Here is a 25,103-nt window from a genome sequence, read left to right as displayed (position 1 = left end):
CGTGACTTCCACTCCCCCCTCCGCCGAATCCGCGGCCGGCGTCGACTCCCTCAGCTACGAGCAGGCCCGCGATGAACTCGTGCGGGTGGTGAACGAGCTGGAGCAGGGTTCGTCGACGCTGGAGCAGTCGCTCGCGCTCTGGGAGCGCGGAGAGGCACTGGCGCAGCGCTGCGAGGAGTGGCTGATCGGCGCAAAGGAACGCCTCGATGCGGCGCGCAACAGTGCCGCCCAGAACGCTGCGGGCACGGCCGGCTGACCATGGCAGAACCCGCACAGCGACCGCCACGCATCGTCGCCGAACTCGGTCGTCCGGAGACCCCGTCGGAGACGGCGGCCCGCAAAGCGGAGAGTTCGCGCATCCACCGTTCGAGCCAGACGCTACGTAACCTCGTGGTCGCGCTCGTCGCTTCTCTCGCCATTGTGCTGTTCATCGTGCTCGTGGTCGTGCGGCCCGACGGTGCCACCCGCGCGCCGATCGACTATCGCTCGGTGGCATCCCAGTCGCAGCCGACCGTGAGCCAGACGCTCGCCGCACCGAAACTGCCGTCGAAGTGGACCGCGAACAGTGCGAGTCTCGAGACCGGCGCAGACGGCATCCAGGCATGGTCGGTGGGCTTTATCACGCCTACTCAGCAGTTCATCGGGCTCGTGCAGGGCATCGATGCCAACGGCAGCTGGCTCTCTGACGAGGTCAAGAAGGCCCGCTCGACCGGCACAGTGACCATCGACGGCACCGTGTGGACCGTGTACGACCGTCGCTCGGCTTCCGACCCCGGCAACTACGCATACTCGCTATCGACCGTGATCGGCGCGAGCACTGTCGTGCTCCACGGCGGGGGAAGCACCGCGGAGTTCCGCACCCTCGCTGCCGCCATCAGCACTCAACTCGGAAGGGACCGATGACCGACACCACGACATCCACACACACGCCTGCTTCGGCCTGGCAGGAGATGGTGCGCGGTAACGCGCGCTTCGTGGCCGGCGAGCCGAGTCATCCGCGGCAAGATGTCGAACGACGCGAGTCGCTCGGCGCCGGGCAGGCGCCGCAGGCAGCGCTGTTCGGCTGCAGCGACTCCCGGCTTGCCGCCGAAATCATCTTCGACAAGGGCCTCGGTGACCTTTTCGTCGTGCGCAATGCGGGCCAGGTGATCTCCGACTCGGTGATCGGTTCGCTCGAGTACGCCGTCGCGGTGCTGAACGTTCCGTTGATCGTGGTGCTTGGCCACGACGAGTGCGGTGCGGTGCGGGCAGCGATCGACTCCCAGGGCGCTGACGCCCCGATTCTTCCGCCCCACATCGCCTCGCTGATCTCGCCGATCATCCCCGCCGTGAAAAGGGTCGCACACCAGCACGACGGCCGCCCCGATGCCCAGGAGGTCGGGCGTGAGCACCTGCGCGACACGGTCGCCGAATTGCTGCAGAGCTCCGAGCTGATCAGCGACGCTGTCGCGGCCGGCACGCTCGCGATCGTCGGCGCGAACTACCGACTGGTCGAGGGAACTGCAGTGCCCGATGTCATTCTCGGCGCGGTCTGAGCCCCACGAATTTCGACACGATCGAAACACCGAAACACCGTCCAACCAGGAGGCACAGAGCTGTGAGCAGTTCCGACAGTACGACCGAGTATCGAATCGAACACGACACCATGGGAGAGGTGCGCGTTCCGATCGATGCCCTCTACGGAGCGCAGACCCAGCGCGCGGTGGAGAATTTCCCCATCTCGGGCACGGGGCTCGAGCCCGCGCAGATCGTCGCCCTGGCCCGCATCAAGCGTTCCGCCGCGATCGTGAACAAGCAGCTCGGAATCCTCGACGCCTCGGCAGCAGACGCGATCGTGCTCGCCGCCGATGAGTTGATCGCCGGGCGCCACCACGATCAATTTCCGGTAGACACCTACCAGACCGGCAGCGGCACCTCGTCCAACATGAACATGAACGAGGTGCTCGCCACGCTGGCCACCGAGTTCGCGGGCGCGCCGGTGCACCCGAACGACCAGGTCAACGCCTCACAGTCGTCGAACGACGTCTTCCCAACCTCCGTGCACGTCGCCGTGACCGGTGCCCTTCTCGACACGCTTATTCCCGCTCTCGACCACCTCGCGCTCTCGCTGGAGAAGAAGGCCGAGCTGTGGAAGACGGTGGTCAAGTCGGGCCGCACCCACCTCATGGACGCCACCCCGGTCACCCTCGGCCAGGAGTTCGCGGGCTACGCCGCGCAGATCCGCAAGGGCATCGAACGCGTACAGTCCACCATCCCGCACGTCGCCGAGGTTCCGCTCGGCGGCACGGCGGTCGGCACCGGCATCAACACCCCGGCCGGATTCTCGCAGGATGTCATCGCTCTCCTCGCCGCGGACGCAGGGCTCCCCCTTACCGAGGCCACCGATCACTTCGAGGCACAGGGCGCGCGCGACGGTTTGGTCGAGGCCTCCGGCGCACTGCGCGTCATCGCGGTCAGCCTCACCAAGATCTGCAACGACCTGCGCTGGATGGGTTCTGGTCCGAACACCGGGCTCGGCGAACTGCACATCCCCGACCTGCAGCCCGGCTCCTCGATCATGCCCGGCAAGGTCAACCCGGTCATCCCCGAGGCCGTGCTCATGGTCGCCGCCCGCGTCATCGGCAACGACGCGACGATCGCCTGGGCCGGCGCATCCGGAGCCTTCGAGCTAAACGTGGCCATCCCGGTCATGGGCACGGCGCTGCTCGAGTCGATCCGCCTGCTGGCGAATTCGACCATCGCCCTGGCCGACAAGACCGTCGACGGCCTCGAGGCCAACGTGGAGCGCGCCCGCGCCTACGCCGAGTCCTCGCCGTCGATCGTCACGCCACTCAACCGCGTGATCGGGTACGAGGCGGCCGCAAAGGTCGCCAAGAACGCCGTGGCCAAGGGCCTGACCGTGCGCGAGTCGGTGATCGACCTCGGGTTCGTCGAGCGCGGCGAAGTCAGCCTGGAGCAGCTCGACTCTGCGCTCGACGTGCTGTCGATGACCACGCCCCCGAAGCGCGCGTAGCTTTCGGGCCGCCGTTCTTACTCGACGCCCCGTTGTGCAGGCTCTCCTGCACAACGGGGCGTCGTGCGTTGGGCCAGCGGGGGCGGCAGTGCGCGGGCAGGTCAGCCCGAGGTGACGTCCTTGGTCAGCGGGATCGCGTCGCCCTTGAGCGTCGTGACGCTGCGGGTGCCGACCTTGTTGTCCAGCGGCACCGGGATGAGCACGGTACTGCCGTCGGTGACCGGGAGGTCGGTCGCACACTTCGAGATCGGGACTTTCGGCGCCCCGATCTCGGGGCTCGGGCGGCCGTAGTACACGCCGATCGACACGGACTTGTCGGTCTCGGTGGCGACCACTGCCCGCGGAATGCAGGCGGCATCCGCCCGCACCTGCACGACGATGCTGGAGCCGTCGAGGGCCGTCGACCCCGCATCGGGCGATACGCCGATGTAGCCGTCACCGTCGCGGATCGTCGGCGGATTCCAGATCGGCAGGGCGAAGAGGTATGACGGCAGTCGGTCGATTCCGTCGACCGGCTGATAGCGCAGGATCGGCTGATTTTTCAGACCGTACGGCGTCGTTTCGTACGGCTGGATGACCCGGTTCACCACCTCGGGGTTGGCGTCGTCCCACATGACGTCAAGCGCAGTCTTCGGCGTCGCCGCGACGGCAGACGTCAGGTCGTGACGCTGCAGGTAGTACGACGCAGCGGTCACGACAAGCGCGATACTGGCCGCGATCGCAACGAAGCGATGGATGCCGACCGCCACCGGTCCGGGCTCACTCGCGTATGGCCGACTCCGGCTCCATCCCGCCAGCACGCGCCACTGACCGCGGGGGGCGACCGCCCCCCAGAGCGTCAGGATCGCCAGGCCCGAGAGGACGGCGATCATCGTCAGTGTCACCATCAAAGCCTATGCTGTCTACCCCGCTGCGAGGGACCGGACGCAGAGCAGTCCGGCCCCTCGAGCGACGATTCCTAGTCGTTTAGCAGGCTGGTTCTCGAAACGTTATCTGAGTGATATTCAAGCGAGTTCGTTCGACTCCAACATCTCGGTGACGAGGGCCGCGATGGCCGACCGCTCCGACCGGGTGAGGGTGATGTGCCCGAACAGACCGTGACCCTTCAGCGTCTCGATGACAGACGCGACCCCGTCGTGGCGACCCACCCGCAGGTTGTCGCGCTGGGCGACATCGTGGGTCAACACCACGCGCGAGTTCTGTCCGATTCGGCTGAGCACGGTGAGCAGCACATTGCGCTCGAGCGACTGCGCCTCGTCGACGATCACGAACGCGTCGTGCAGCGAACGTCCGCGGATGTGGGTGAGCGGGAGCACCTCGAGCATTCCGCGCTCCACGACCTCGTCGAGCACGTTCTGCGAGACCACCGAGCCGAGAGTGTCGAACACCGCCTGCGCCCAGGGGTTCATCTTCTCGCTGGCGTCACCGGGCAGGAAGCCAAGCTCCTGGCCGCCGACCGCGTAGAGCGGGCGGAAGACCATGATCTTCTTGTGTTGCTGCTTCTCGAGCACCGCTTCGAGACCGGCACAGAGCGCCAGCGCCGACTTACCGGTGCCGGCGCGTCCGCCGAGGGAGACGATGCCGATTTCCGGGTCGAGCAGCATGTCGATGGCGAGGCGCTGTTCGGCCGAACGCCCGTGCAGCCCGAAGATATCGCGGTCACCGCGGACCAGCCGCATCCGTCCGCGCTCCGTCACTCGCCCGAGCGCCGACCCGCGATCCGAATGGATGACGAGGCCGGTGTTGACAGGCATGTCGCCGATTTCCCGCGAGGAGAGTTGCTCCTCGTCGTAGAGCTTCGACATCTGGTCGGAGCCGAGCGAGATGTCGGCGATACCGGTCCAGCCCGAGTCTACGGCGAGCTCGGCGCGGTATTCCTCCGCCGCCAGCCCGACGGATGCCGCCTTCACCCGCAGCGGAAGGTCTTTGGAGACGACCACGACGTCGAGCCCGTCGTGCGAGAGGTTGAGTGCCACCGCGAGAATGCGCGAGTCGTTGTCGCCCAATTGCATGCCCGACGGCAGCACCGATTGGTTGGAGTGGTTGAGCTCGACACGCAGGCTGCCGCCGTCACCGACGGGGATCGGAAAGTCGAGCCGGTCGTGCTGCACCCGGAGTTCGTCGAGATTGCGGAGCGCTTGACGAGCAAAGTAGCCGATCTCGGGATCGTTGCGTTTCGCCTCGAGTTCGGAGATCACCACAACCGGAAGAACGACCGAGTGCTCGGAGAAGCGGAAGATCGCCTTGGGGTCGGACAGCAGAACCGAGGTGTCGAGCACATACGTGCGCTCGGCCGTGATGGCCGCCCCGCCCGATGCTCGTTCGCCGGATGTCTTCTGCTGGGTGTTGTCGTGCAGGGCCACGTTTGCTCCATCCCCGGGTGCTAGCACCCGGATACAGTCCCCGTGACGGCCGACATACATCGCGAAACGAACTTACGTGGCCGTCTCGACCAGGCGACATACCTGATGCTGTTGAACCTACGTCGCTGAGGTGTCGCGCACGTTCCCGACACGCCACCAGAGATTACGCGCAGGTTAATTCACATCGTGATCGCGGAGGCAAAGCTCGTGAAGGCGGCCTGAAGCATCTCGAAGGTCTCCTCGTTCGTCGAGACGTGGGCGCTCAGCCGCACCGTGCCGAAACGGCTGGTGGCCGTGATGCCATGGTTGAACAGGGATGCCGTGAGCACGGTGAGCTGGTCGGGTGCGGGTTCGACGACGACGATGCCCGCCCGTTCGTTCTCGGCCCGCGAGGAGATCACGGGCACGGCGAAATCATCCGCGAGTTCGATCACGCGGGACACCTTCTCGGCGACGAGACCGCTGATCGCGCCGACCCCCACGCTCGCCACATCTTCGAGTGCCATCGCGAAGCGGGCTTGCGCCAGAGGATCGGGATTGGAGACCTGATACGCCGCAGCCCCCGCGGCCGGTGCGGCCACCTGCTCGAAGGCGTCGCCCGCGCTGGCGTTCCAGCCGGACACCACCGGCGTGAGACTTTCGGCAGCGCGATCGCTCAGCGCGAGGAAACCGGTGCCCCAGCCGGAGCGCACCCACTTCTGCCCGCCCGACACCACGACGTCGGCCACCGAGAATGGGGCGTCGACGACGCTGAAGCCCTGGATGGCGTCGACGATGAGCAGCCGATCGCCGATGACCTGACGGATGCCCTCCAGGTCGACGAGATACCCAGTGCGAAAATCGACCAGGCTGACCGCCACCGCGGCGATGTTCTTCGTGAGCTGATCGCGAATGAGGCCGGGGGTGATCGGCCCGCCGTCGGTCTCCAACCAGATCGGGTTGAGCACGCCGAGCGCCTCTGACGCCCGCACCGCGGCGAAGGGCAGGCTCGGGAACTCGCTTCGGGAGAGCAGCACTCCCCCGGTGACGCCGAACATGGTGTGCATCAGGCCGGCGCTGGTGTTGGGTTGAAACACGATCTGGTCGTCGCGGAATCCGGTGAGGGCTGCGACCGCGGTGCGCACGCGCTCGTCCTGCTCGTCGAGGATCGCGAGGCTGCCAAACCTGCCGCGCCGCAGCAGTTCGAGGTGTGCCTGCTGCTCCTCCACCACCGAACGGCTCAGCGGTCCGACGCTCGCGAAGTTGAGGTAGCCGGGCTCTTCATCGAAGCGGCCGACGAAATCGTCGATGGTCAGCATGTGACTACCGTAGCCGGGGCGCGTCCGACGCGGTTTCGATACGCATCCTGGTGGGCACTCGGGCGCTACTCAACCAACGGAGATCAACTGCCGAAGCGGCGCTGCCGACGGGCGTAGTCACGTAGGGCGCGCAGGAAGTCGACCTCGCGCAGGTCGGGACCGAGCGCCTCGACGAAATAGAACTCGCTGTGTGCGCTCTGCCAGAGCATGAAGTCGCTGAGACGCTGCTCACCCGAGGTGCGGATGACCAGGTCGGGGTCCGGCTGGCCGCCGGTGTACAGGTGGTCGCCGATCAGTTCCGGGGTGAGCAGCTCGGCGAGTGCGTCGAGCGTGCCGCCCTCGGCATCGTGCTGCTCTACGATGCTGCGCATGGCATCCGCGATCTCCCGGCGCCCGCCGTAGCCGACCGCGAGATTCACGTGCAGACCGGTGTTGTCTTTGGTGCGCGACTCAGCGGCCTTGAGCGCAGCGATCAATCGCTCCGGCAGGCCCTCGTCCGACCCCACGTGCTGCACCCGCCAGTTGCGGAAGTGCGAGAGATCGTCGGCGAGCTCGGCGATGATCGTGAACAGCTCGTCGAGTTCGGCGGACTTGCGCCCGGTGAGGTTGTCGGTGGAGAGCAGGTACAGGGTGGCGACCTGGATGCCGAGATCGTCACACCAGGTGAGGAATTCCTGGAATTTGGCGGCGCCGGCCCGGTGACCGTGAGCCGCCGTTTCCAGCTCCCGCTGCTTCGCCCAGCGCCGGTTGCCGTCGAGAATCATGGCGACGTGCCTGGGTCGATCCTGCGTCGCCAGCCAGCGTCGAATGCGGTTCTGGTAGAGGCCATAGAGCAACCCCTGCCCGAGAGGTGCTTCCCTATTCGCCACGTGCTTACGTTAGCCGAAACACCTTCGCTCAGCGTTCAGGTCGTGTACCTCCGCTGGCTCTAGGCTGACCCGATGAGCGAGCCCACTCCAGCCCAGGGGAAGAGCCCCGACCCGATCACGGATGATGACGGACCCGATCTGCCGAACATCCCGCTGCTCGAGGACGCGATCGATAGCGCCTCCGAACGTCCAGTGGTGTTGGACGGCAACGGAGCCGTCAAGCCCACCTGGCGGGGCTGGATCCACGCCGGCACCTTCCCCCTGGCCGTCGCGCTCGGCATCGTGCTGATCGTGCTCGCCCACGGTGTGACCGCAAAACTGGTCTCCGCCGTGTTCGTGCTGTGCTCGATGCTGCTGTTCGGGATCTCGGCGCTCTATCACCGCATCAACTGGCAGCCGAAGACCCGCCGACTGTTCAAGCGCCTCGACCACGCCAACATCTTCCTGTTGATCGCCGGGTCGTACACCCCGATCACCGTGCTGGCGCTGCCGCCGAACAAGGCCGTGCTCTTGATCTGTCTGGTGTGGGGCGGGGCACTGCTCGGCATCCTGTTCCGCATCTTCTGGATCGGCGCGCCGCGCTGGCTCTACGTGCCGCTGTACCTGCTGCTCGGCTATGCGGCGTTTGCGTTCATCGCGGACTTCTTCGCGGCGAACGCGGCGATGATGACGCTGATCCTGGTGGGCGGGTTGTTCTACTCGATCGGCGCCGTCGTCTACGCGTTCAAGCGGCCGAACCCGTTTCCCGGACGCTTCGGGTTCCATGAGATCTTCCACGCGCTGACCCTGCTGGCGTTTCTCTGCCACTGGGTCGCGATTCTGATCATCGCGACGAACCCGACCTACTAGACCCGGGGCCGTACCGAACTACGGGCGGATGTCGGGATCTGCCGCCGCGCGTTCGTTCTCAAGCCGCTCACGAATCTCGGCGCGATAGCGGGTACGACGGATGCGCCGGGTCATGTCGATGATCAGCAGGATGACGGCGACGGCGATGCCGAAGGTGAACGCGAAGCCCACCCAGGTGGGAGTGACCGAATCCTCGTCGAAGGGCTTCGGGGTCGAAGCCAGGTGCAGCAGGAAGAGGTTCACGGTGTTCCTTCATCGATGATCCCGGCGAAGAGATCGGTTTCGGGTGTCGGCGTATCGACCAGCGAGGTCACCAGTTCGAAGTCTTCGAACGGCCACGCCGCGCGCTGCAGGTCATTCGGCCAGAAAAAGAAGAGGCTGTCCGGCGGCACCTGGCTCGAGTGCGAGCGCAGCGCCCGGTCGCGGGTGTCGAGGTGGTCGGAGACATCGATGTGCGTGGTCGCGAGTGAGGGGCGATCCCCCCAGCGCTCGAGCAACTCCCCCAGCTGCGGAATGAGCGGGGAGTCGGGCTGCTCGGCCTGCAGATGACCGTGCATCGCGGTGATCCGCTCGGTATTGAAGATGCGGTCGTAGTAGACCTTGACGATCTGCCACGGGGCGCCGGATTGGGGGTAGCGCGTCGCGTCTGCCGCCGCCTCCATCGCGTAGATGGCGACCTGATGGGCGCGGATGTGATCGGGGTGCGGGTATCCGCCGTTTTCGTCGTAGGCGACGAGCACCTGCGGACGGAACTCGCGGATGATCTTCACCAACGGCTCGGCCGAGAACTCGAGCGGGATGTCCGCGAAGGTGTAGCGCGGAATGGCTTCGCCGTTCTCGGGCAGGCCGGAATCTACGTACCCGAGCCAGCGGTGCTCGAACCCGACGGCGGCCTGCGCCCGCGCCATCTCGATGCGACGGAGCCCGGCCATGTCACGGTCGGCCATGGCGGTCTCAGCCAGATCCTCGTTCTGGATGTCACCGCGCTCACCGCCGGTGCAGCTGACGACCATCACCTCGGCGCCGGCCGACACGTAGCGTGCGTAAGTTCCAGCGCCCTTGCTCGACTCGTCGTCGGGGTGGGCGTGAACGGCCAGAAGGCGAAGTGTCACCGATCTCCTAGTTTCGAGTCTGTAGCCTTGCATTTCTAGACTAATCGCCTGAGGATGACCGATGACCGCCGCTGAGAGCCAGACCGCTGAGAGCTCCGCGCTCGCCGCCCGCTATGGGCGCACGCCGTCGAAAAAACGGCGCGACCGACTCATCTACATCGTCGCCGGCGTCGCCGTGGCCGTGGTGGTCTCCGCGTGGGTCATCTGGGCGGGGCTCGACCAGGCCGGTGCCTCGCTCGAGACGCAGGATGTCGGCAACACCATCGTCGGCGACTCGGCGGTCGACGTGAAATTCCAGCTCTCCATGCCGATCGGGAACACCGCGGAATGCGCGTTGCAGGCGCAGAACTCCGACCACGCGATCACCGGCTGGAAGATCGTGAAGATCCCCGCGTCGAAGACCTTCACCACCGGGTACGAGCAGCGCGTGTTGAGCGCAGAGCCGCCCGTCACCGGCTTGATCTATCGGTGCTGGCTGACATAACTGCCGTCTGTGCAATAAACTCAATGAATTGACTCGGGAGACCGGCCGTGTGGCCGGTCTCATTTCTTTATCCAGCGGGCCGATTTTCATCGAACCGGAATGGCGAGCGCCAGCCTCGAATCCGAGATCGCCGGCGCTGCTGGACCGCCGAGCACCACCCAGAGGAGGACCCATGTCCAACGAGACGACAGAGACCTGGCTGACCCAGGAAGCGTTCGACCGCCGCAGTGCCGAGCTCGAGCAGCTCTCCGGCGAGGGCCGCCTGGAGATCGCCAAGAAGATCGAGGCGGCGCGCGAAGAGGGCGACCTCAAGGAGAACGGCGGCTACCACGCCGCCAAGGAGGAGCAGGGCAAGATCGAGGCGCGCATCCGTGTGCTCACCGAGCTACTGCGCCACGCGAAGGTCGGCGACGCCCCCGCCAACGACGGTGTCGTCGCCTCGGGTTCTGTGGTCACCGCGCGCATCCTCGGTGACGAGAGCGTGTTTCTGCTCGGCAGCCGCGAGATCGTCGGCGAAGACAGTGACCTCGACGTCTACAGCGAGGGCAGCCCGCTCGGTGCGGCCATCCTCGGCCACCGGGTTGGCGAGACCGTCGTCTACGCCGCGCCGAACGGCAAGGAGATCACCGTCGAGATCGACAAGGTCGAGGCGTACTCGGCGTAGTTAGCAGCGCGCGGGGCTTCCATACGCGCGGGGCCTCGATACGCGTCCTCGCGCGGACGCTCGGGCGCTACTCGACCGGCGGAATCCGCTGATTGAGTCGCGCACGCCGTCTACGGCGTCCGCGTATCGAAATCCACCACGGGTGCGGTTTCGATACGGCTGCTCCTTCGTCGCGGCCTGCTCAACCAACGGTCGGCTAGATGTCGATGCGGGGCTCGTAGCCGGCCTCGATGAGGTGGGTCAGCACGCGCTGCACGTGCTCGGGGCCGCGCGTCTCGATGCTCAGCTCCAGCTCGACCTGGCTGATCAGCGCATTGCGGCCGTGCCGCGTGTGCAACACTTCGATGACGTTGGCGTTCGCCTCGGAAATGAGTTCGGCCACGCGCGCGAGCTGCCCGGGGCGGTCCGGCAGCATCACCCGCAACTTGAGGTACCGATCGGATGCCGCGAGTCCGCGAGAGATCACCCGCTCCATGATCATCGGGTCGAGGTTGCCACCGCTCAGGATCGCGACCGTCGTGCCACTGTCTTTCACCTGGCCGGTGAGGATGGCGGCGACCGAGACCGCGCCGGCCGGCTCGACGACCAGCTTGGCCCGCTCCAGCAACACCAGCATGGCGCGAGCGATGTCGTCATCGGTGACGGTGACGATCTCATCGACCGATTCGCGGATGATCTCGAAGTTGAGCGCGCCGGGCTTGCGCACCGCGATGCCGTCGGCGATGGTGAACGCGATCGGGATCTCGGTGGCGGCTCCGTTGCGCAGCGAGGTCACGTAGGCGGCCGCGTTCGACGCCTGAACGCCGATGATGCGCACGGTGCGGCCCTCGGCGGCGAACTTCTGCTTGAGCGCGCTGGCGACGCCGGAGATGAGTCCGCCGCCCCCGATCGGCACGATCACCGTCTGCAGGTCGGGAACCTGGTCGAGCATCTCCAGGCCGAGCGTTCCTTGGCCGGCCACGACATCCGGGTGGTCGAAGGGCGGGATGAACACGGCGCCGGTACTGGCGGCGAACTCCGCGGCCGCCCTGAGTGACTCGTCGACGTTGTGGCCGCGGAGCACTACCTCGGCACCGTAATCGCGAGTGGCCTGGAGCTTCGGCAGGGCGACGCCCACCGGCATGAAGATGGTGGCGCTGATTCCAAGCTGACGTGCCGCGAGGGCGACGCCCTGCGCGTGGTTGCCGGCCGAGGCCGCCACCACACCCCGGGTCTTCTCCTCCTCACTGAGGAGCGACATCCGGTTGTATGCCCCGCGGATCTTGTAAGACCCGGTGCGCTGCAGGTTCTCGCACTTGAGGTAGACCGGCGAGCCGAGCACCTCGGCCAGGAAGCGCGAACTCTCCATGGGCGTGACGGCGATCGCCTCGGAGACCCTCGCGCGGGCATCCTCGAAGTCGGCGAGGGTCGGGCCGGTGATCACGAGCTCGGGCAGGGCATCAGGCATCGAGGACCACGTCTTTCAGGTCGGGTTCGGTCGTCTCGCGCCAGGTGCCGCGCGCGATGAAGGTGACGATCACGTTGAGAGTGGCGATGACGGGCACCGCGAACAGCGCACCGGGAATGCCCGCGAGAAAACCGCCGGCCGCCACGGAGAAGACGACGGCGAGCGGATGAACGCGCACCGCGGTTCCCATGATGAACGGCTGCAGCACGTGCCCCTCGATCTGCTGCACCAGGATCACCACGCCGAGCATGATCAGCGCAGCGAGCGGGTTGAGGTACACCAGCGCGACGAACACCGCCAGCACACCGGTGAACACCGCACCGATCACCGGGATGAAGGAGCCGAGGAAGACCGCGATGGCTATGGGGATCACCAGGGGGAAGCCGCCGAAGAACAGTCCGACGATCCAGGCACCCAGGCCGATGCCGACCGCGTCGACGAAGGCGACGAAGATCTGCACCCGCACGAAATTGGTGAGGGTGACCCAGCCTGCCCTTCCCGCTCCGTCGACCGCGGGACGTGCTTTGCGCGGGAAGAGGCGGGTGATCCACGACCAGATGCCCTTGCCGTCGATGAGCATGAACAGCGTGGCGAACAGGGTGAGCAAGAAGCCGGCCAGCACGTGGCCAGCGGAGGATCCGATCGACACGACCCCCGACAGAAGCGCCTGGCTGTCTTTCTGGATGGCGGTGAGCGCCTGCCCGAGATAGTCGTTGATGTCGGAGTTCGTGAGATGGAGCGGCGACTGGAGCAGGTACTCCTTGAACTGGTTGTACGCCTGCACGCTCTGCTTTTGCAGGTCGGGAAAACCGTCGCGCACCTGGAACACCACCAGCACCACGAGACCGGCGACGACGACGAGCAGCCCGACCTCGGCCACGGCGACCGCGAGCCCCTTCGGCCAACGATGGCGCTGCAAGAACTTGACGAACGGAACGAGCAACGCCGCGAGCAGGGTGGCGACCATGAACGGCACCACGATCTCGCGGAGCTGCCCGATCAAGAAGATGAACAGCGCGACGACGCCGGCGACGAGCAGCAGGCGCCACGACCAGGCGGCAGCAATGCGCATACCCACCGGCAGAGTGGCCTCTGCGCGATCTCTGGTCTCATGCGCTTCGACCGACGCCACCGCGGCGGGCGTGCGCTTGCGACTTCCGATCGTCATCGGGTCAGTCTACGACCGCGTGTATGCGGGTTGCCGTATGTGATCGCGGCGGTTGCACTCAGCGCGGACTGACCGCAACCGGGCGACCAGCCAGCACGAGCGATACACGGTCACCGGTGAGCGGTCGCACCTGCACGTCGTGTTGCACGAACAGCAGCGTTCCATCGTCGAGGCGCACCTGCGTGCGGCGGAGCGAGCCGAGAAAGCTGGAGACGACGACCGTGGCCGGGATGCCCGTGGCGGGTTCGGACGGCGCCAACGCGATGTCCTCGGGGCGGATGAACGCCGTGACGGCTCCATCGCGAGGTCCGGTTCCCAGCAGCGGGAGGGACATCCCGAACACCGTCACGGCGTCACCGACGAGTTCGGCGTCGACCGGGTTGCTGAGGCCGACGAAGGTCGCGACGAAGGAGGTCGCCGGCTGCGTGTAGAGGTCTTCCGGGGTGCCGACCTGCTCGATGTTTCCGTCGCGCATGACCGCGACCCGGTCGGAGACGGCAAGAGCCTCCTCCTGGTCGTGGGTGACGAAGAGCGTGGTGATGCCGAGGTCGGTCTGAATGCGGCGGATCTCGTCGCGCAACTGCACGCGCACCTTCGCGTCGAGGGCGGACAGCGGCTCATCGAGCAGCAGCACGCGGGGGCGGGTGACCAAGGCGCGGGCCAGGGCGACCCGCTGCTGCTGGCCGCCGGAGAGCTGGTGCGCGTAGCGCTCGCCCAGGTGGCCGAGGCCCACCATATCGAGGGCCTCCTGCGCGCGCAGACGGCGGTTCGCGGCATCCACCTTGCGCATCCGCAGCCCGAACTCGACGTTCTGCTGCACGGTCATGTGCGGGAACAGCGAGTATGCCTGGAAGACCATGCCGATGTCACGCTTGTTGACGGGCTGGTGGGCGACATCCTTTCCGTCGATCATGATGCGTCCGTCGGAGATCGACTCGAGCCCGGAAAGTGCGCGCAGCACGGTGGTCTTTCCGCAGCCGGAGGGGCCGAGCAGGGAGATGAACTCCCCCGGTGCCATCGACAGGTTCACGCCGGAGAGCGCACGATGCCCGGAGTAGTCCTTGACCACATTGATCAGTTCGACGGTCGCGCCGTCACGTGGCGCGAGGGTCGACGTCGTGGTGGTGCTGCTGGTGGGGCGGGTGACGGTCATGCTGACCTCCGGGAGAGTCGGGTGCCGCCACGACGTAGAGATCCGAGGCGGCCGATGAGCAGAAGGAGAACGAAAGCGAACACGAGGGCGAGCACCGCGAAGATCACGGCGACGAAGGGGTCTGTGTGCTGCACGAGCACCAGCGCCGTCTGGAATGTGTTCTGACTGAGGAACGAAGCGATGGTGTATTCGCCGAGCACCACCGCCACGGTGATGAAGCAGGACGCCAGGATGCCCCGGCGCAGGTTGGGCAGGATGACTCTGAGGAGCACCGGACCCCAGCCGGCACCGAGGGAACGACCGGCCTCACTGAGCACGACCACCTCGACCGCGGCGAGATTCGCGGCGATCGGACGATATGCATACGGCAGCACGATGATGCCGACGGCGAAGGCCATGGTCCAGGGATAGCTCCCGAACACCTGCGCGACCACGGAGTACACCGGCACGAAGCCGACGACGAGCACGATCGAGGGGATCGTGACGGGGATGATGCAGATGAACTCGAGCACCCGGCGCAGCTTCGGGAACTTGAGTTCGACGAAGATCATGGTCGGAAGCAACAGCACGAGCACGATGGCGACCGTGATGGCGCAGATGCCCAGCGAGTTGACGATGCCCTGGAACAGGTTGGCGTATGCCTGGTTGTTCGCTGGGTCGAAGATCGCGAGGTAATGCTGGAAGCCGTAAGCCTGCACGTTGTTCACCGGCTGGCCGACGCGGAACGAGAACTCGATCATGGCGAGGATCGGCACGACGAAGACGATGCCGACGACGATCAGGATGATGCTGCGTGTGACACGCGTCGGTTCAGCTGCGAAACGGGCTCGACTGATTTTCAGCGGCCCGGGACTCGGTGTCGTGGTGGCGACCGCGGACGGGTCGATCAGCTCTGCGGTTGCGTTGGCCGAGATCATCGCTGCCACCTTGACGCCCGACGCTGCAGGGCCGAGTATCCGGTCATCAGCACGATCATGACGATCACCATTCCGAGGGCGAGTACGCCCGCTGTGTTGGAGACACCGACCACCGTCTCGCTGGTGAGCTGCTGCTTGATGTCGAGCGGGGTGATCACCGCCTGCGAGGAGATCAGCGCCGCCGCGGTGGCGTACGACGAGAAGGAGTTGGCGAACAGCAGGATCAGGCTGCCGAAGAACGCCGGAGCCAGGATCGGCATTCCGATGCGTAACCAGTAGGTTCCACGGGTGCCGCCGAGCGTGGCGTTCGCCTCTGCCCAGGTGGACTTGAGACCCTCCATGGCGGGCATGAAGGTGATCACCATGAGCGGGACCTGAAAGTAGAGGTACGGGATGAGCAGGCCGACGACCTGATAAAGAAGTACCCCGTTGTTGTTGAAGTTGTTGAAGACGTTCTGCACCAGGCCGAGTGAGATCAACCACTTGGTGATGAGGCCCTGCGCGCCGATCGTGGCGATGAAGGCGAAGGCGAGCATCACGCCACCGAACTGGGCGAGCACGCTGCTGGCGGAGTCCACGGTGGTGCGGAGGAAGCTGTCGGGCTTGGTGCCGAGTAGGGCGAAACAGACGAGGGCGCCGATGATCGCGCCGATGATCGCAGTGACGGCCGCGATCCAGATCGAGTTCCAGAAGTGCCCGAGGATCTGCGGGTTGCCGAAGGCTGCGAGGTTGGCGACGGTGAACTTGCCGGTGCTGTCGAAGAACCCGCTGCCCACCGCGAGCACGGCCGGGACCGCGAGGAATAGCAGTATGTATGCGGCGAAGGGGACGAGGCCGAGCCAGACCACGCTGCGGCGCCGGGAGGTCTTCCCGGCGCCGCTGGTGGTGGCCGACGCAAGCGGAGTTGCGACAGTCATGGTGTGATCGTTAGCCGATCGCCGAAGCCCACTTGGCGGTCAGCAGTGTTCCTGCCGCAGTGGCCTGGTCGGCGGTGAGCTGCACGAAGTCCTTCGGCGCTGCGCCGACGGTCGCGAGCACCTTGGCGTCGACGGTCTTGTTCGCCTCCATGGCGGTCAGGGTCGCGGGGTACGCGCCCGATGCCAGGTACAGGTTCTGCACCTCGGGGCTGTAGATCCACTCTTCCCAGAGGCGAGCGGCCGCGGGGTGCGGTGCATCCGCGTTGATCGCCTGGTTGTAGTAGCTGCCGAGTGCGGTGCCAGGAAGCACCACGGTCTTGAAGTTGGGGTTGCCGGCCGAGCCGCCCGCCTTTCCCCACGCCAGGTTGTTGTAGCTCCACTGGATGACCACGGGGGTCTCACCGGAGGCGACCGTGGCCTGAGTCGGGGTGACGGGCTTGAAGTTGCCCGCCTTCTTCAGCTTGGCGAAGAAGTCGATTCCGGGCTGGATGTCGCTGGCCTTGCCACCGCTCTGCAGCGCGGCGAGGTAGACGGCGGAGGCCGCCTCGTTCGCCTGCGTCGGGTCGCCCTTGATCGAGACCTTGCCGTTGTAGTCGGAACCGAGCAGGTCGCTCATCTTCTTCGGGGCGGTCTTGATGACGCTCGAGTCGTAGCCGACGGACATGAGGCCGGTGTAGTCGTAGTACCACTTGCCGGACGCATCCTTGAAGTCGTCGGGGATGTCCTTCCAGTTGCTCACCTTGTACGGAGCGACCAGGTCGAGATTCTGGCTGAGAACGGCGGTGCCGATGTCGAAGACGTCAGGCGCGGTGGTCTGGCCCTTCTGCGACTTGGCTGCAGCAACCTCGTCGGCGCTGGAGCCGTCGGGGTTAGCCGAGTTGATCTTGATCTTCGGGTACTTCTTCTCGAAGCCCTCGATGATCTTTCCGTAGTTCGCCCACGACGGGGGAAGCGTGATGACGTTGAGCTGGCCCTCTTTGTTTGCCGCCGCGACGAGTCCCTTGAGGCCGCCGAAGTCTTCTGCCGAGGTCGCCGTCTTCGCGTTGACGGAATCCGAGTTGGAGCTCGCCGGGGTGGTCGAGCTCGCGCACGCGGTGAGCGAGATCGCGACGGCGGCGACGAACGCCGTGCCGACGATGAAACGCTTGATGGTCACTTATCCTCCAGATGCTCGCTCCGGTCGTTCACGCTGTGGTGCGAACTGTCGGATACCGGGGCGGCCTCAAGGCATCGTTGTTCTCCTCGGTGTCGTCCGAGGTCCTGTCAGGTGAACGGAAGTCAAACGCCAAGCGGACAGCTCGTTCATTTCGCTGCCGGTGCGTGTCCGGGATCGGCACTTGGCCCCCGGTTCCCGGGATTGTTGACGAGTGGCTGTCGGCTGTCGATGCGCGCTCGATGCTCGCGCGGCGCATGACACACGGTGCACGACTCTCGCGACTCCGGTTATGCAGGCTGTCCTGCATAACCAATAGCCCTTCCGACGGAAAGCCTGAATAACTGTGGTCCCTCGCGCCGCGTGTCCTGCAGAACTGCTAACCGTTCTGCAGGTTTTCCTGAACTCCGGCCCACGCTTATGCGAAGAAACGGCGCGCCAGTCCGAACGAGATCGTCATGCCGACGCCAGAGGTGACCGACACCGCCGTGACACCGGGCGAGAGCTCGGCGACCAGGTAGGGCTGCTTCGCACTCGACGCGTAGATGCCCTGCCAGCGCTCGATCACCTGCAGCGAGCCGGCACCCCGCTCCGGGACACCGAGCACCTGCGCGAGGCGGCGGAGGAGGACATCCGTCGTCGGCTCGGACTGAAACGGGTCCATGGTCACCCCGTAGCGATGGCTGTCGCCCGCGATGATCGTGCCATCCGGGCGCTGGGTGAACATGACATTCGCGCCGACCTCGACGAGATCCGGGTCATCCGCCGCGATGCGCTCGCGGAGCGCGGCGGCAGCGGGCATCTCGGTGAATGCCGGGTAGCGCAGCATCGAGGTTCCGGTCAACACCGCCGGGCGGATGCGGCGCTCCCCCGGGGCAAGAATCCGTGTCATCTGAAGACCGCAGCGCTCGATTCCGCTCTCTGCGGCCAGCTGCGGCTCGAGGTAGTCCAGGTCGTGACCGACGCAGACGATGGTGCGGTCTGCGGCGATCGGCCCGCGCGAGGTGTGCGCCCGCGAGCCGTCGTGGCCGAAGTACGAGGTCTGCCAGAGAAAAGTCACACCCTGCGATTCAAGCCAGGTGGCGAGAGCACCGACAGCCTCGCGCGGGTCGACCCGAACGTCGTCACGCAGATGTGCCCCGCCCAGGATCGCCGGGTCATTCGACGAGAGCTCGCCACGCACCTCATCCGCCGAGACCACCAGCACCCGGCCGGGCTCGCGGGACGCCGACAGCTCGCCCAGCACCGCCAACTCCTCCGCCGAGCGCGCGACCGTAAGCGCGCCCGACTGCACAGAGAAGAAGCCCGCCGAGGCGCTGTACTCTACCCAGCGCTCACGGGCGGCGTGAGCGAGATCCAGGAGATCGCCCGACTGGGCCGTGACACAGCAGTGCCCGAAGTTGCGCACCGAGGCGCCTACAGCGCGGCTGTCGCGATCGATCACCGTGACACTCAACCCGCGGCGCACCGCCTCCGACGCATGAGCGAGACCGACGATGCCGGCCCCCACGACGAGAAGGTCCGACGAGGCGATGGCAGAGGTCATTCCCCGAGCCTGACTTACGGCGGCGGCCGGCGCACCCTGGCACCCCGCCCGATACCGACCATTCACGAACGGTTCACCAGCGAGTGGTCGACTACGTGCATGACACTGATCACCCTCGTCGCGCTCGACATGGCCGGAACCACCATCGACGACCATGGCCTCGTCTACGAGGCGCTGGCCGAGAGCGTTCGTGAGACCGGTGCGACCGTCGCCGCGAGCGACCTGCAGCTCTGGATGGGAGCGGACAAACTCACCGCCATCGGTGCGCTACTCCGACTCGGCGGCGGCGAGCCGGCCGACGCCCCGGCCGGCTTCGAGCGGTTTCGTGAGATCCTCGCCGAGTCGTACCGCCGCACCCCGCCGATCGCCCTGCCCGGAGTCGAGGATGCCCTCCGCACCCTCCGGGGTCGCGGCGTCAAGATCGCCCTCACCACCGGATTCACGGATGGCGTGGCCTACCCGATCCTGGACACCGTCGGCTGGCAAGTCGGCGACCTGCTCGACGCGGTCGTCACCAGCAGCGAGGTCGCAGCAGGCCGCCCGGCGCCCTACCTGATCCACCACGCCATGGAGAAGACCCGCGTGACCGACGTCGCGACCGTGCTCGCCGCCGGGGACACTGTGGTCGACCTGCTCGCCGCGCGCAACGCCGGCGCGGTCGGCGTGGGAGTGCTCACCGGGCAGCTGACGAAGAACGAGCTGGCGCAGCATCCGCACGACTACATCCTGGAGAGTGTCGCCAATCTGCCTGTGCTGCCCGAGCTGAGCTGACGGGGGTCGTCGGTAGGTTGGGGGCATGACGCAGGTCTCCCCCGTCGCCGCACGGCGCATCGCCCTCGCCGCGCAGGGATTCGGCCGCGCGCGGACGGTGACTCCGGGTACCCGTCAGCTCAACCTGATGATCGAGCAGCTCGGACTGCTGCAGATCGACTCGGTGAACGTGTTCGAGCGCAGCCACTACCTGCCGCTGTTCGCCCGCCTGGGCGCATACGACCGCTCCAAGCTCGACGCGCTGCTGTTCACCCGGCGCTCGAAACACGCCGAGTCCTCGAAATACACGGAGTTCTGGGCGCACGAGGCCGCGTTCATCCCGGTAGAAGACTGGCCGCTGTTCCGCTGGCGCATGGAGGCGAACCGGGCCAGATACTCGTCGAAGCCCGATGGCTGGGTTGCCAACCATGGCGCAATGCTGGACTGGCTGCGCACCGAACTCGCAACCACCGGGCCTCTCGCGGCCAGCGAGATCGAACACGAGTCGAACGAGCGGAAGGGCCCGTGGTGGGGCTGGTCAGATGTGAAGACCGGGCTCGAATTCCTGTTCATGTTCGGCGAAGTGGCGACGGCAGGTCGCACCCGCTTCGAGCGCAGCTACGGGTTGGCGGAGCAGATCCTGCCGCAGCGCGTGGTCGAGGCGAACATCCCCCGGGCGGATGCCATCCGCGAGCTGGTGCGCCGCTCCAGCCGCGCGCTCGGCATCGGCACGCTCAGCGACATCGCCGATTACTACCGGTTGCGCACGGACGACACCAAGGCCGCGATACGGGACCTGGTCGACAACGGCGAGCTGCTCCCGGTGACCGTGCCGGGCTGGAATCGGCCGGCCTTTCTGCATCCCGACGCCCGCATCCCGCGCCGGATCGAGGCGACCGCGCTGCTGTCACCCTTCGATCCTGTCGTCTGGGAACGTGACCGGGCGCTACGCGTGTTCGGCTTCCATTACCGCATCGAGATCTACACCCCCGCCGCACAGCGCGTCTACGGCTACTACACGCTGCCGCTGCTCATCGATGACGCCATCGTCGGCCGCATCGACCTGAAGAGCGACCGACAGAACGGCGTGCTGCGGGTGCAGTCGGCCTGGCGGGAAGCGGATGTCGCGGCCGACGCCTCCCGCGTCGCCCCGCTCCAGCGGCAGATCGCCGCCTGGCAGGGACTCGACGACGTGGTGGTGGCCGACCGCGGCGACTTCGCCACCGACGTGCGCGCCGCCCTCCGTTAGAAGCCGCCGCCGATCTTCTGCAGGCGGGCGATACGGTCTTCGAGCGGCGGGTGCGTGCTGAACAGCTTGGAGATCACGCCGGGCTTGTTGGGGTCGGAGATCCACAGATGCGCCATCGATGAATTCTGCTTGCGCACCGGACGGCCGTAGGTCTCGAGCTTCTTCAGCGCCGAGGCGAGCCCCTCGGGATGCCGCGTGGTCATCGCCCCGGTCGCGTCGGCGAGGTACTCGCGCTGACGGGAGATCGCGGCCTGAACGCCGGCTGCCACCAGCGGCGCGACGATCATGGCGGCCAGGCCGATGACGAGCATCACCGGGTTTCCGCCGTTGTTGCCCCCGCGGTTGTCGCGACCACCGCCGAAGAACGACAGACGCAACAGCATGTCGGCGATGAACCCGATGGCCACGACCAGTCCGAACACGATCATCGACACCCGGATGTCGTAGTTCTGCACGTGACCCATCTCGTGAGCCATGACGCCCTCGAGTTCGTCGTCGTCCATGATGTCGAGCAGCCCGGTCGTCGCGGCGACGTAGGCGTGCTTGGGGTCACGCCCGGTCGCGAAGGCGTTCGGTGCCGGGTCGTTGATGATGTAGACCTTCGGCATCGGCAGGCCATCGGTGATGGCGAGATTCTCGACGATGCGGTACAGCCGCGGGTTGTCGGCCTTCTGAATCTCGTGACCGCCGGCGACCCCGAGGGCGAGACGAGAGGCCAAAAAGTACTGGAGGACCGCGTAGCCAGTCGCCACGACCAGCACAGTGATGATGATGCCCCAGTTAAGGGAGCCGTCAGCGTTGCGGTAGACGTACCCGGCCAGCCATCCCAGACCACCGATGATCACCAGAAACAGCAGGATGATGAAGACGGTGTTGCGCTTGTTCTTCGCTATCGCGCGATACATGCGGCCCTGCGGTTAGAACTGAACACGGGGCGGCTCGGCGATCGCCGCCGCATCCGCCACCTCGAAGAACTCACGCTCGGTGAAGCCGAGACGGCGAGCGAAGATGTTGTTTGGGAAGGTCTTGATCTTGGTGTTGAGCTCACGCACGCCACCGTTGTAGAACCGCCGCGAGGCCTGGATCTTGTCTTCGGTGTCGACCAGCTCGCCCTGCAGTTCGAGGAAGTTCTGGCTGGCCTGGAGCTGCGGGTACGCCTCCGCTACGGCGAAGATGCTCTTGAGCGCCCCCTGCATCTGGTTCTCTGCAACGGATGCCTCGGCCGGCGTCGTGGCGTTGATGGTCGCCGCACGGGCCTTCGTCACGGCTTCGAACACGCCGGACTCGTGCGTGGCGTAGCCCTTGACCGTGTTGATCAGGTTCGGGATGAGGTCGGCACGCCGCTTGAGCTGCACCGTGATGTCGCTCCAGGCCTCATCGACCCGCACGTTTAGTTTGACCAGCGAGTTGTACGTGGCGATCAGGTAGATACCGATGATCACGATGAGAAGAACGATGATCCCGATGGCAATCAGAGTGCCGGTCATTACTGCTCCCTATCAATGGGCGTGCGCTTTGCGATAACTATAACTAACGCCTCCCCCGCGATCATGGGCTTCGGGGCAACTTCCGAGCAGCCTCATGGCGACCATTACCCGCTCTTCTGGTGTCAGAATTGGCGGGCGGTGGTTCGGCGCAATCGGCCCCACCATCCCCACCGCACGAGGAGATTACGGATGTCGTTGGACGCGGCCCGCGAGGCACTGGAACGACTGAGCAGAGTCATCCCCGACTTTCCAAGCCCGGGCATCTCGTTTCGCGATCTCACCCCGGTCTTCGCCGACGGCCCCGCGCTGCGAGCGGTGACCGACGCCCTCCTCGAACCCTTCGCCGGACGCTACGACGTGATCGCCGGCGTCGAAGCCCGCGGCTTCGTTCTTGCGGCGAGCGCCGCCTACGCCTCCGGTCGTGGAGTGGTCATGATCCGCAAGCCCGGCAAACTGCCTCGCGCCGTGCTCTCCGAGGACTACGACCTCGAGTACGGCAGCGCGACCCTGCAGGTGCACGACGACGAACTGCCGAAAGGCACTCGCGTTCTGCTGATCGACGATGTGCTCGCCACCGGAGGAACGCTCGCCGCGAGTTGCTCCCTGATCGAACGCGCCGGATGGACGGTCGCGGGCATCGGGGTGGTACTCGAGCTGAGCGCGCTTGCGGGTGCGAACAAACTTCCGGGGCGCGACATCCAGAGCTTGCAGGTCGTCTAGATGGCCGGTCGGATGGCGAATTGGTTTCTCGGCGGACTGTCGGACCAGGTGGGCCAGCACCAGGGACCGCACATCGAGGTAGTCCACAAGACGCATTCCTGGTGGCGCGTGATGTGCCTCACCGGCGTCGACTATTTCTCCACCCTCGGCTACCAGCCGGCGATCGCCGCGCTGGCCGCCGGGCTGATCTCGCCGTTCGCCACCATCGTGCTGGTGGCACTCACGCTCCTCGGCGCGCTGCCGATCTACCTGCGGGTGTCGCGCGAGAGCTTCAAGGGCTCCGGCTCGATCGCCATGCTCGAGCGACTCCTTCCCTGGTGGGCCGGGAAACTGTTCGTTCTAGTGCTGCTGGGCTTCGCCGCGACCGACTTCATGATCACGATCACCCTCTCCGCAGCGGATGCCTCGGCGCACGCCATCGAGAATCCGTTCGCCCCGTCGTGGTTCCACGGCAACGAGGTGCTGCTCACCCTGTTCTTGATCGCCCTCCTCGGCGGAGTGTTCCTTCGCGGATTCAAGGAGGCGATCGGGATCGCGGTGGTGTTGGTGGCGGTCTACCTCAGCCTGAATGTCGTCGTCATGGTGGTCTCCGTCGCCCAAGTGATCATCCATCCGGTAGACGTCGGAAATTGGTGGACGGCGCTCAGCACCCAGCACGGCAATCCATTTCTTGTCGTCGGGATTGCCCTGGTCGTCTTCCCCAAACTCGCCCTCGGGCTCTCCGGTTTCGAGACCGGCGTCGCCGTGATGCCGCAGATCACCGGGGATCCGAGCGACACGGTCGAGAAACCAACCGGACGCATTCGTGGAGCGGGACGCCTGCTCACCACGTCAGCCCTGATAATGAGCGGTTTCCTCATCGTGTCGAGCCTGGTCACCACCATCCTGATCCCGCAGAAGGACTTCCAACCGGGCGGACCGGCGAACGGTCGAGCGTTGGCCTTTCTCGCACACGAGTATCTCGGCTCCGCGTTCGGCACCGTCTACGACGTCAGCACGATCTGCATTTTGTGGTTCGCCGGCGCATCGGCGATGGCGGGACTCCTCAACCTGGTGCCGCGGTATCTGCCGCGCTATGGCATGGCACCGAACTGGGCGCGCGCCGTACGGCCGCTCGTGCTGGTCTTCACCGCGATCGCCTTCCTGATCACCGTCGTGTTCCAGGCGAACGTCGACGCCCAGGGTGGCGCATACGCGACCGGCGTGCTGGTACTCATCACCTCGGCCTCTGTCGCGGTGATGTTGTCGACCATCCGCAAACGCCAGCGCAAGCGCTCGATCGCGTTCGGCGTCGTTTCCATCGTCTTCGTCTATACGACGATCGCCAACATGATCGAGCGACCCGATGGACTCCGGATCGCGACTCTGTTCATCGTCGGCATCTTGGTCGTCTCGATCGTGTCGCGGGTGCAGCGGTCACTGCAGCTGCGGGCGAGCTCGGTGACGCTGGACGAACCGGCCGTGGCCTACCTCCGGGCGGACGCCGCACACGGCGCCATCCGCATCATCGCGAACGAGCCCGACGACGGCAGCGCGCAGGAGTACAACAGCAAGAACAAGGACGAGCGGCACCACAGCCACATACCTGAGAAGGACAAGGTGATCTTCCTCGAGGTGCACAAGTCGGACTCCTCCGACTTCGAGGAGGACCTCGTGGTGCGCGGCGTCGACAAGCATGGCTATCGGGTGCTCGAGGTGCGCAGCGGCAACATTCCGAACACCATCGCCGCTGTGCTTCTGAGGATCCGCGATGAGACGGATGTCGTCCCCACCATCTACTTCGAATGGTCGGAGGGAAGCCCGATCTCGAATCTGTTCAAATACCTCATCACCGGCGTCGGGGATGTCGCCCCGGTGACCCGCGAGGTGCTGCGCGAGTCGGAGCCGAACATGAAGCGCCGGCCCTCGGTACACGTCTCGTAATTCCTCTGCCGGTTGAGTAGG

At 66.0% G+C, this 25,103-nt stretch carries 26 protein-coding genes; 11 read left to right on the top strand and 15 right to left on the bottom strand.

Features of this window, described 5'->3' with window-relative positions; genetic code table 11:
• Window position 1: 1 nt before the first annotated feature.
• The 4 genes from IV501_RS06540 (at window position 2) to IV501_RS06525 (ending at window position 3,013) form a co-directional block, all read left to right on the top strand.
• On the top strand, window positions 2-256 hold the full coding sequence (locus IV501_RS06540) for an exodeoxyribonuclease VII small subunit (RefSeq protein ID WP_200555648.1): 255 nt from the start codon (window positions 2-4) through the stop codon (window positions 254-256).
• 2 nt (window positions 257-258) lie between these two features.
• Window positions 259-903, top strand: a complete 645-nt coding sequence (locus IV501_RS06535) for a DUF4245 domain-containing protein (RefSeq protein ID WP_200555647.1) — start codon at window positions 259-261, stop codon at window positions 901-903.
• Window positions 900-1,535, top strand: coding sequence for a carbonic anhydrase (locus IV501_RS06530; protein ID WP_200555646.1), 636 nt, complete (start codon window positions 900-902; stop codon window positions 1,533-1,535). The genes IV501_RS06535 and IV501_RS06530 overlap by 4 nt, the downstream gene beginning before the upstream one ends.
• Before the next feature lie 62 nt (window positions 1,536-1,597).
• The gene (locus tag IV501_RS06525; RefSeq protein WP_200555645.1) at window positions 1,598-3,013 is read left to right on the top strand and encodes a class II fumarate hydratase; all 1,416 of its coding nucleotides are present in this window, start codon (window positions 1,598-1,600) and stop codon (window positions 3,011-3,013) included.
• Between the two features lie 101 nt (window positions 3,014-3,114).
• Here the strand turns inward: IV501_RS06525 and IV501_RS06520 are convergent, their stop codons facing one another.
• From IV501_RS06520 to IV501_RS06505, 4 genes are all read right to left on the bottom strand, one after another.
• Window positions 3,115-3,900, bottom strand: a complete 786-nt coding sequence (locus IV501_RS06520) for a DUF6199 family natural product biosynthesis protein (protein WP_200555644.1) — start codon at window positions 3,898-3,900, stop codon at window positions 3,115-3,117.
• A gap of 117 nt (window positions 3,901-4,017) precedes the next feature.
• Window positions 4,018-5,436 (bottom strand): RNA 5'-3' helicase PhoH2, encoded by a 1,419-nt coding sequence (gene phoH2, locus IV501_RS06515; RefSeq protein ID WP_200555643.1) that lies wholly within the window; start codon window positions 5,434-5,436, stop codon window positions 4,018-4,020.
• Between the two features lie 119 nt (window positions 5,437-5,555).
• Complete coding sequence (locus IV501_RS06510) at window positions 5,556-6,674, bottom strand: aminotransferase class V-fold PLP-dependent enzyme (protein WP_200555642.1); 1,119 nt, start codon at window positions 6,672-6,674, stop codon at window positions 5,556-5,558.
• Window positions 6,675-6,757: 83 nt separating this feature from the next.
• Window positions 6,758-7,543, bottom strand: coding sequence for an isoprenyl transferase (locus IV501_RS06505; protein ID WP_200555641.1), 786 nt, complete (start codon window positions 7,541-7,543; stop codon window positions 6,758-6,760).
• A gap of 72 nt (window positions 7,544-7,615) precedes the next feature.
• On the opposite strand from IV501_RS06505, the gene trhA reads away from it, so the two are divergent.
• Window positions 7,616-8,392, top strand: a complete 777-nt coding sequence (gene trhA, locus IV501_RS06500) for a PAQR family membrane homeostasis protein TrhA (protein ID WP_200555640.1) — start codon at window positions 7,616-7,618, stop codon at window positions 8,390-8,392.
• Between the two features lie 18 nt (window positions 8,393-8,410).
• Here trhA and IV501_RS06495 read toward each other — a convergent pair whose 3' ends face one another.
• Both IV501_RS06495 and mca read right to left on the bottom strand, forming a co-directional pair.
• Entirely contained in the window at window positions 8,411-8,635 is a 225-nt protein-coding gene (locus IV501_RS06495) for a hypothetical protein (RefSeq protein WP_200555639.1), read from the bottom strand.
• Window positions 8,632-9,504, bottom strand: coding sequence for a mycothiol conjugate amidase Mca (gene mca / locus IV501_RS06490; RefSeq protein ID WP_307812214.1), 873 nt, complete (start codon window positions 9,502-9,504; stop codon window positions 8,632-8,634). Before mca ends, IV501_RS06495 begins: the two co-directional genes overlap by 4 nt.
• A gap of 61 nt (window positions 9,505-9,565) precedes the next feature.
• Between mca and IV501_RS06485 the strand changes: the two genes are divergently transcribed.
• Together IV501_RS06485 and greA are read left to right on the top strand one after the other, a co-directional pair.
• Complete coding sequence (locus IV501_RS06485) at window positions 9,566-9,988, top strand: DUF4307 domain-containing protein (RefSeq protein WP_200555637.1); 423 nt, start codon at window positions 9,566-9,568, stop codon at window positions 9,986-9,988.
• A gap of 172 nt (window positions 9,989-10,160) precedes the next feature.
• The gene (greA, locus tag IV501_RS06480) at window positions 10,161-10,652 is read left to right on the top strand and encodes a transcription elongation factor GreA (RefSeq protein WP_200555636.1); all 492 of its coding nucleotides are present in this window, start codon (window positions 10,161-10,163) and stop codon (window positions 10,650-10,652) included.
• Window positions 10,653-10,848: 196 nt separating this feature from the next.
• Here the strand turns inward: greA and ilvA are convergent, their stop codons facing one another.
• The 7 genes from ilvA to IV501_RS06445 all read right to left on the bottom strand — a co-directional run bounded on the left by ilvA (window position 10,849) and on the right by IV501_RS06445 (window position 18,953).
• Window positions 10,849-12,099, bottom strand: coding sequence for a threonine ammonia-lyase (gene ilvA, locus IV501_RS06475; protein WP_200555635.1), 1,251 nt, complete (start codon window positions 12,097-12,099; stop codon window positions 10,849-10,851).
• A complete protein-coding gene (locus IV501_RS06470) occupies window positions 12,092-13,267 on the bottom strand; it encodes an AI-2E family transporter (RefSeq protein ID WP_200555634.1) in 1,176 nt (391 codons plus the stop codon). Before IV501_RS06470 ends, ilvA begins: the two co-directional genes overlap by 8 nt.
• A gap of 58 nt (window positions 13,268-13,325) precedes the next feature.
• The gene (locus IV501_RS06465) at window positions 13,326-14,420 is read right to left on the bottom strand and encodes an ABC transporter ATP-binding protein (RefSeq protein ID WP_200555633.1); all 1,095 of its coding nucleotides are present in this window, start codon (window positions 14,418-14,420) and stop codon (window positions 13,326-13,328) included.
• On the bottom strand, window positions 14,417-15,337 hold the full coding sequence (locus IV501_RS06460; protein ID WP_200555632.1) for an ABC transporter permease: 921 nt from the start codon (window positions 15,335-15,337) through the stop codon (window positions 14,417-14,419). The genes IV501_RS06465 and IV501_RS06460 overlap by 4 nt, the downstream gene beginning before the upstream one ends.
• Entirely contained in the window at window positions 15,334-16,254 is a 921-nt protein-coding gene (locus tag IV501_RS06455; RefSeq protein WP_200555631.1) for an ABC transporter permease, read from the bottom strand. The genes IV501_RS06460 and IV501_RS06455 overlap by 4 nt, the downstream gene beginning before the upstream one ends.
• 10 nt (window positions 16,255-16,264) lie before the next feature.
• Window positions 16,265-17,410: an ABC transporter substrate-binding protein gene (locus IV501_RS06450; RefSeq protein ID WP_200555630.1), complete on the bottom strand. Its 1,146-nt coding sequence runs from the start codon at window positions 17,408-17,410 to the stop codon at window positions 16,265-16,267.
• 415 nt (window positions 17,411-17,825) lie between these two features.
• Window positions 17,826-18,953 carry a TIGR03364 family FAD-dependent oxidoreductase gene (locus IV501_RS06445; RefSeq protein WP_200555629.1) on the bottom strand — a complete coding sequence of 376 codons (1,128 nt, stop codon included), beginning with the start codon at window positions 18,951-18,953 and terminating at the stop codon, window positions 17,826-17,828.
• A 99-nt stretch (window positions 18,954-19,052) separates the two neighbouring features.
• On the opposite strand from IV501_RS06445, the gene IV501_RS06440 reads away from it, so the two are divergent.
• Both IV501_RS06440 and IV501_RS06435 read left to right on the top strand, forming a co-directional pair.
• Window positions 19,053-19,724: a phosphonatase-like hydrolase gene (locus IV501_RS06440; protein WP_234698344.1), complete on the top strand. Its 672-nt coding sequence runs from the start codon at window positions 19,053-19,055 to the stop codon at window positions 19,722-19,724.
• A gap of 25 nt (window positions 19,725-19,749) precedes the next feature.
• Window positions 19,750-20,952, top strand: coding sequence for a winged helix-turn-helix domain-containing protein (locus IV501_RS06435; RefSeq protein WP_200555628.1), 1,203 nt, complete (start codon window positions 19,750-19,752; stop codon window positions 20,950-20,952).
• Here IV501_RS06435 and IV501_RS06430 read toward each other — a convergent pair.
• Both IV501_RS06430 and IV501_RS06425 read right to left on the bottom strand, forming a co-directional pair.
• Complete coding sequence (locus tag IV501_RS06430; RefSeq protein WP_200555627.1) at window positions 20,949-21,857, bottom strand: M48 family metalloprotease; 909 nt, start codon at window positions 21,855-21,857, stop codon at window positions 20,949-20,951. The genes IV501_RS06435 and IV501_RS06430 overlap by 4 nt on opposite strands.
• A 12-nt stretch (window positions 21,858-21,869) precedes the next feature.
• Window positions 21,870-22,439 carry a LemA family protein gene (locus IV501_RS06425; RefSeq protein WP_200555626.1) on the bottom strand — a complete coding sequence of 190 codons (570 nt, stop codon included), beginning with the start codon at window positions 22,437-22,439 and terminating at the stop codon, window positions 21,870-21,872.
• A gap of 189 nt (window positions 22,440-22,628) precedes the next feature.
• Between IV501_RS06425 and IV501_RS06420 the strand changes: the two genes are divergently transcribed.
• Together IV501_RS06420 and IV501_RS06415 are read left to right on the top strand one after the other, a co-directional pair.
• The gene (locus tag IV501_RS06420) at window positions 22,629-23,159 is read left to right on the top strand and encodes an adenine phosphoribosyltransferase (protein WP_200555625.1); all 531 of its coding nucleotides are present in this window, start codon (window positions 22,629-22,631) and stop codon (window positions 23,157-23,159) included.
• Between the two features lie 12 nt (window positions 23,160-23,171).
• Window positions 23,172-25,082 (top strand): APC family permease, encoded by a 1,911-nt coding sequence (locus IV501_RS06415; RefSeq protein WP_234698343.1) that lies wholly within the window; start codon window positions 23,172-23,174, stop codon window positions 25,080-25,082.
• Window positions 25,083-25,103 lie beyond the last annotated feature (21 nt).

Origin of the sequence: Lacisediminihabitans changchengi (assembly GCF_016634425.1) — a bacterium.
GTDB lineage: Bacteria > Actinomycetota > Actinomycetes > Actinomycetales > Microbacteriaceae > Lacisediminihabitans > Lacisediminihabitans changchengi.
This window is presented reverse-complemented; position numbering and strand designations above follow the sequence as displayed.

What these genes read in the sequence shown, in the direction of transcription:
- IV501_RS06445 (WP_200555629.1), bottom strand. Translation starts at nt 18,953, where the DNA reads ATGACCTCTGCCATCGCCTCGTCGGACCTTCTCGTCGTGGGGGCCGGC.
- IV501_RS06425 (WP_200555626.1), bottom strand. Translation starts at nt 22,439, where the DNA reads ATGACCGGCACTCTGATTGCCATCGGGATCATCGTTCTTCTCATCGTG.
- IV501_RS06435 (WP_200555628.1), top strand. Translation starts at nt 19,750, where the DNA reads ATGACGCAGGTCTCCCCCGTCGCCGCACGGCGCATCGCCCTCGCCGCG.
- ilvA (WP_200555635.1), bottom strand. Translation starts at nt 12,099, where the DNA reads ATGCCTGATGCCCTGCCCGAGCTCGTGATCACCGGCCCGACCCTCGCC.
- IV501_RS06430 (WP_200555627.1), bottom strand. Translation starts at nt 21,857, where the DNA reads ATGTATCGCGCGATAGCGAAGAACAAGCGCAACACCGTCTTCATCATC.
- IV501_RS06455 (WP_200555631.1), bottom strand. Translation starts at nt 16,254, where the DNA reads ATGACTGTCGCAACTCCGCTTGCGTCGGCCACCACCAGCGGCGCCGGG.
- IV501_RS06460 (WP_200555632.1), bottom strand. Translation starts at nt 15,337, where the DNA reads ATGATCTCGGCCAACGCAACCGCAGAGCTGATCGACCCGTCCGCGGTC.
- IV501_RS06415 (WP_234698343.1), top strand. Translation starts at nt 23,172, where the DNA reads ATGGCGAATTGGTTTCTCGGCGGACTGTCGGACCAGGTGGGCCAGCAC.
- IV501_RS06510 (WP_200555642.1), bottom strand. Translation starts at nt 6,674, where the DNA reads ATGCTGACCATCGACGATTTCGTCGGCCGCTTCGATGAAGAGCCCGGC.
- IV501_RS06530 (WP_200555646.1), top strand. Translation starts at nt 900, where the DNA reads ATGACCGACACCACGACATCCACACACACGCCTGCTTCGGCCTGGCAG.
- IV501_RS06465 (WP_200555633.1), bottom strand. Translation starts at nt 14,420, where the DNA reads ATGACCGTCACCCGCCCCACCAGCAGCACCACCACGACGTCGACCCTC.
- IV501_RS06470 (WP_200555634.1), bottom strand. Translation starts at nt 13,267, where the DNA reads ATGACGATCGGAAGTCGCAAGCGCACGCCCGCCGCGGTGGCGTCGGTC.
- IV501_RS06520 (WP_200555644.1), bottom strand. Translation starts at nt 3,900, where the DNA reads ATGGTGACACTGACGATGATCGCCGTCCTCTCGGGCCTGGCGATCCTG.
- IV501_RS06535 (WP_200555647.1), top strand. Translation starts at nt 259, where the DNA reads ATGGCAGAACCCGCACAGCGACCGCCACGCATCGTCGCCGAACTCGGT.
- IV501_RS06440 (WP_234698344.1), top strand. Translation starts at nt 19,053, where the DNA reads ATGACACTGATCACCCTCGTCGCGCTCGACATGGCCGGAACCACCATC.
- trhA (WP_200555640.1), top strand. Translation starts at nt 7,616, where the DNA reads ATGAGCGAGCCCACTCCAGCCCAGGGGAAGAGCCCCGACCCGATCACG.
- greA (WP_200555636.1), top strand. Translation starts at nt 10,161, where the DNA reads ATGTCCAACGAGACGACAGAGACCTGGCTGACCCAGGAAGCGTTCGAC.
- IV501_RS06420 (WP_200555625.1), top strand. Translation starts at nt 22,629, where the DNA reads ATGTCGTTGGACGCGGCCCGCGAGGCACTGGAACGACTGAGCAGAGTC.
- IV501_RS06485 (WP_200555637.1), top strand. Translation starts at nt 9,566, where the DNA reads ATGACCGCCGCTGAGAGCCAGACCGCTGAGAGCTCCGCGCTCGCCGCC.
- phoH2 (WP_200555643.1), bottom strand. Translation starts at nt 5,436, where the DNA reads ATGTATGTCGGCCGTCACGGGGACTGTATCCGGGTGCTAGCACCCGGG.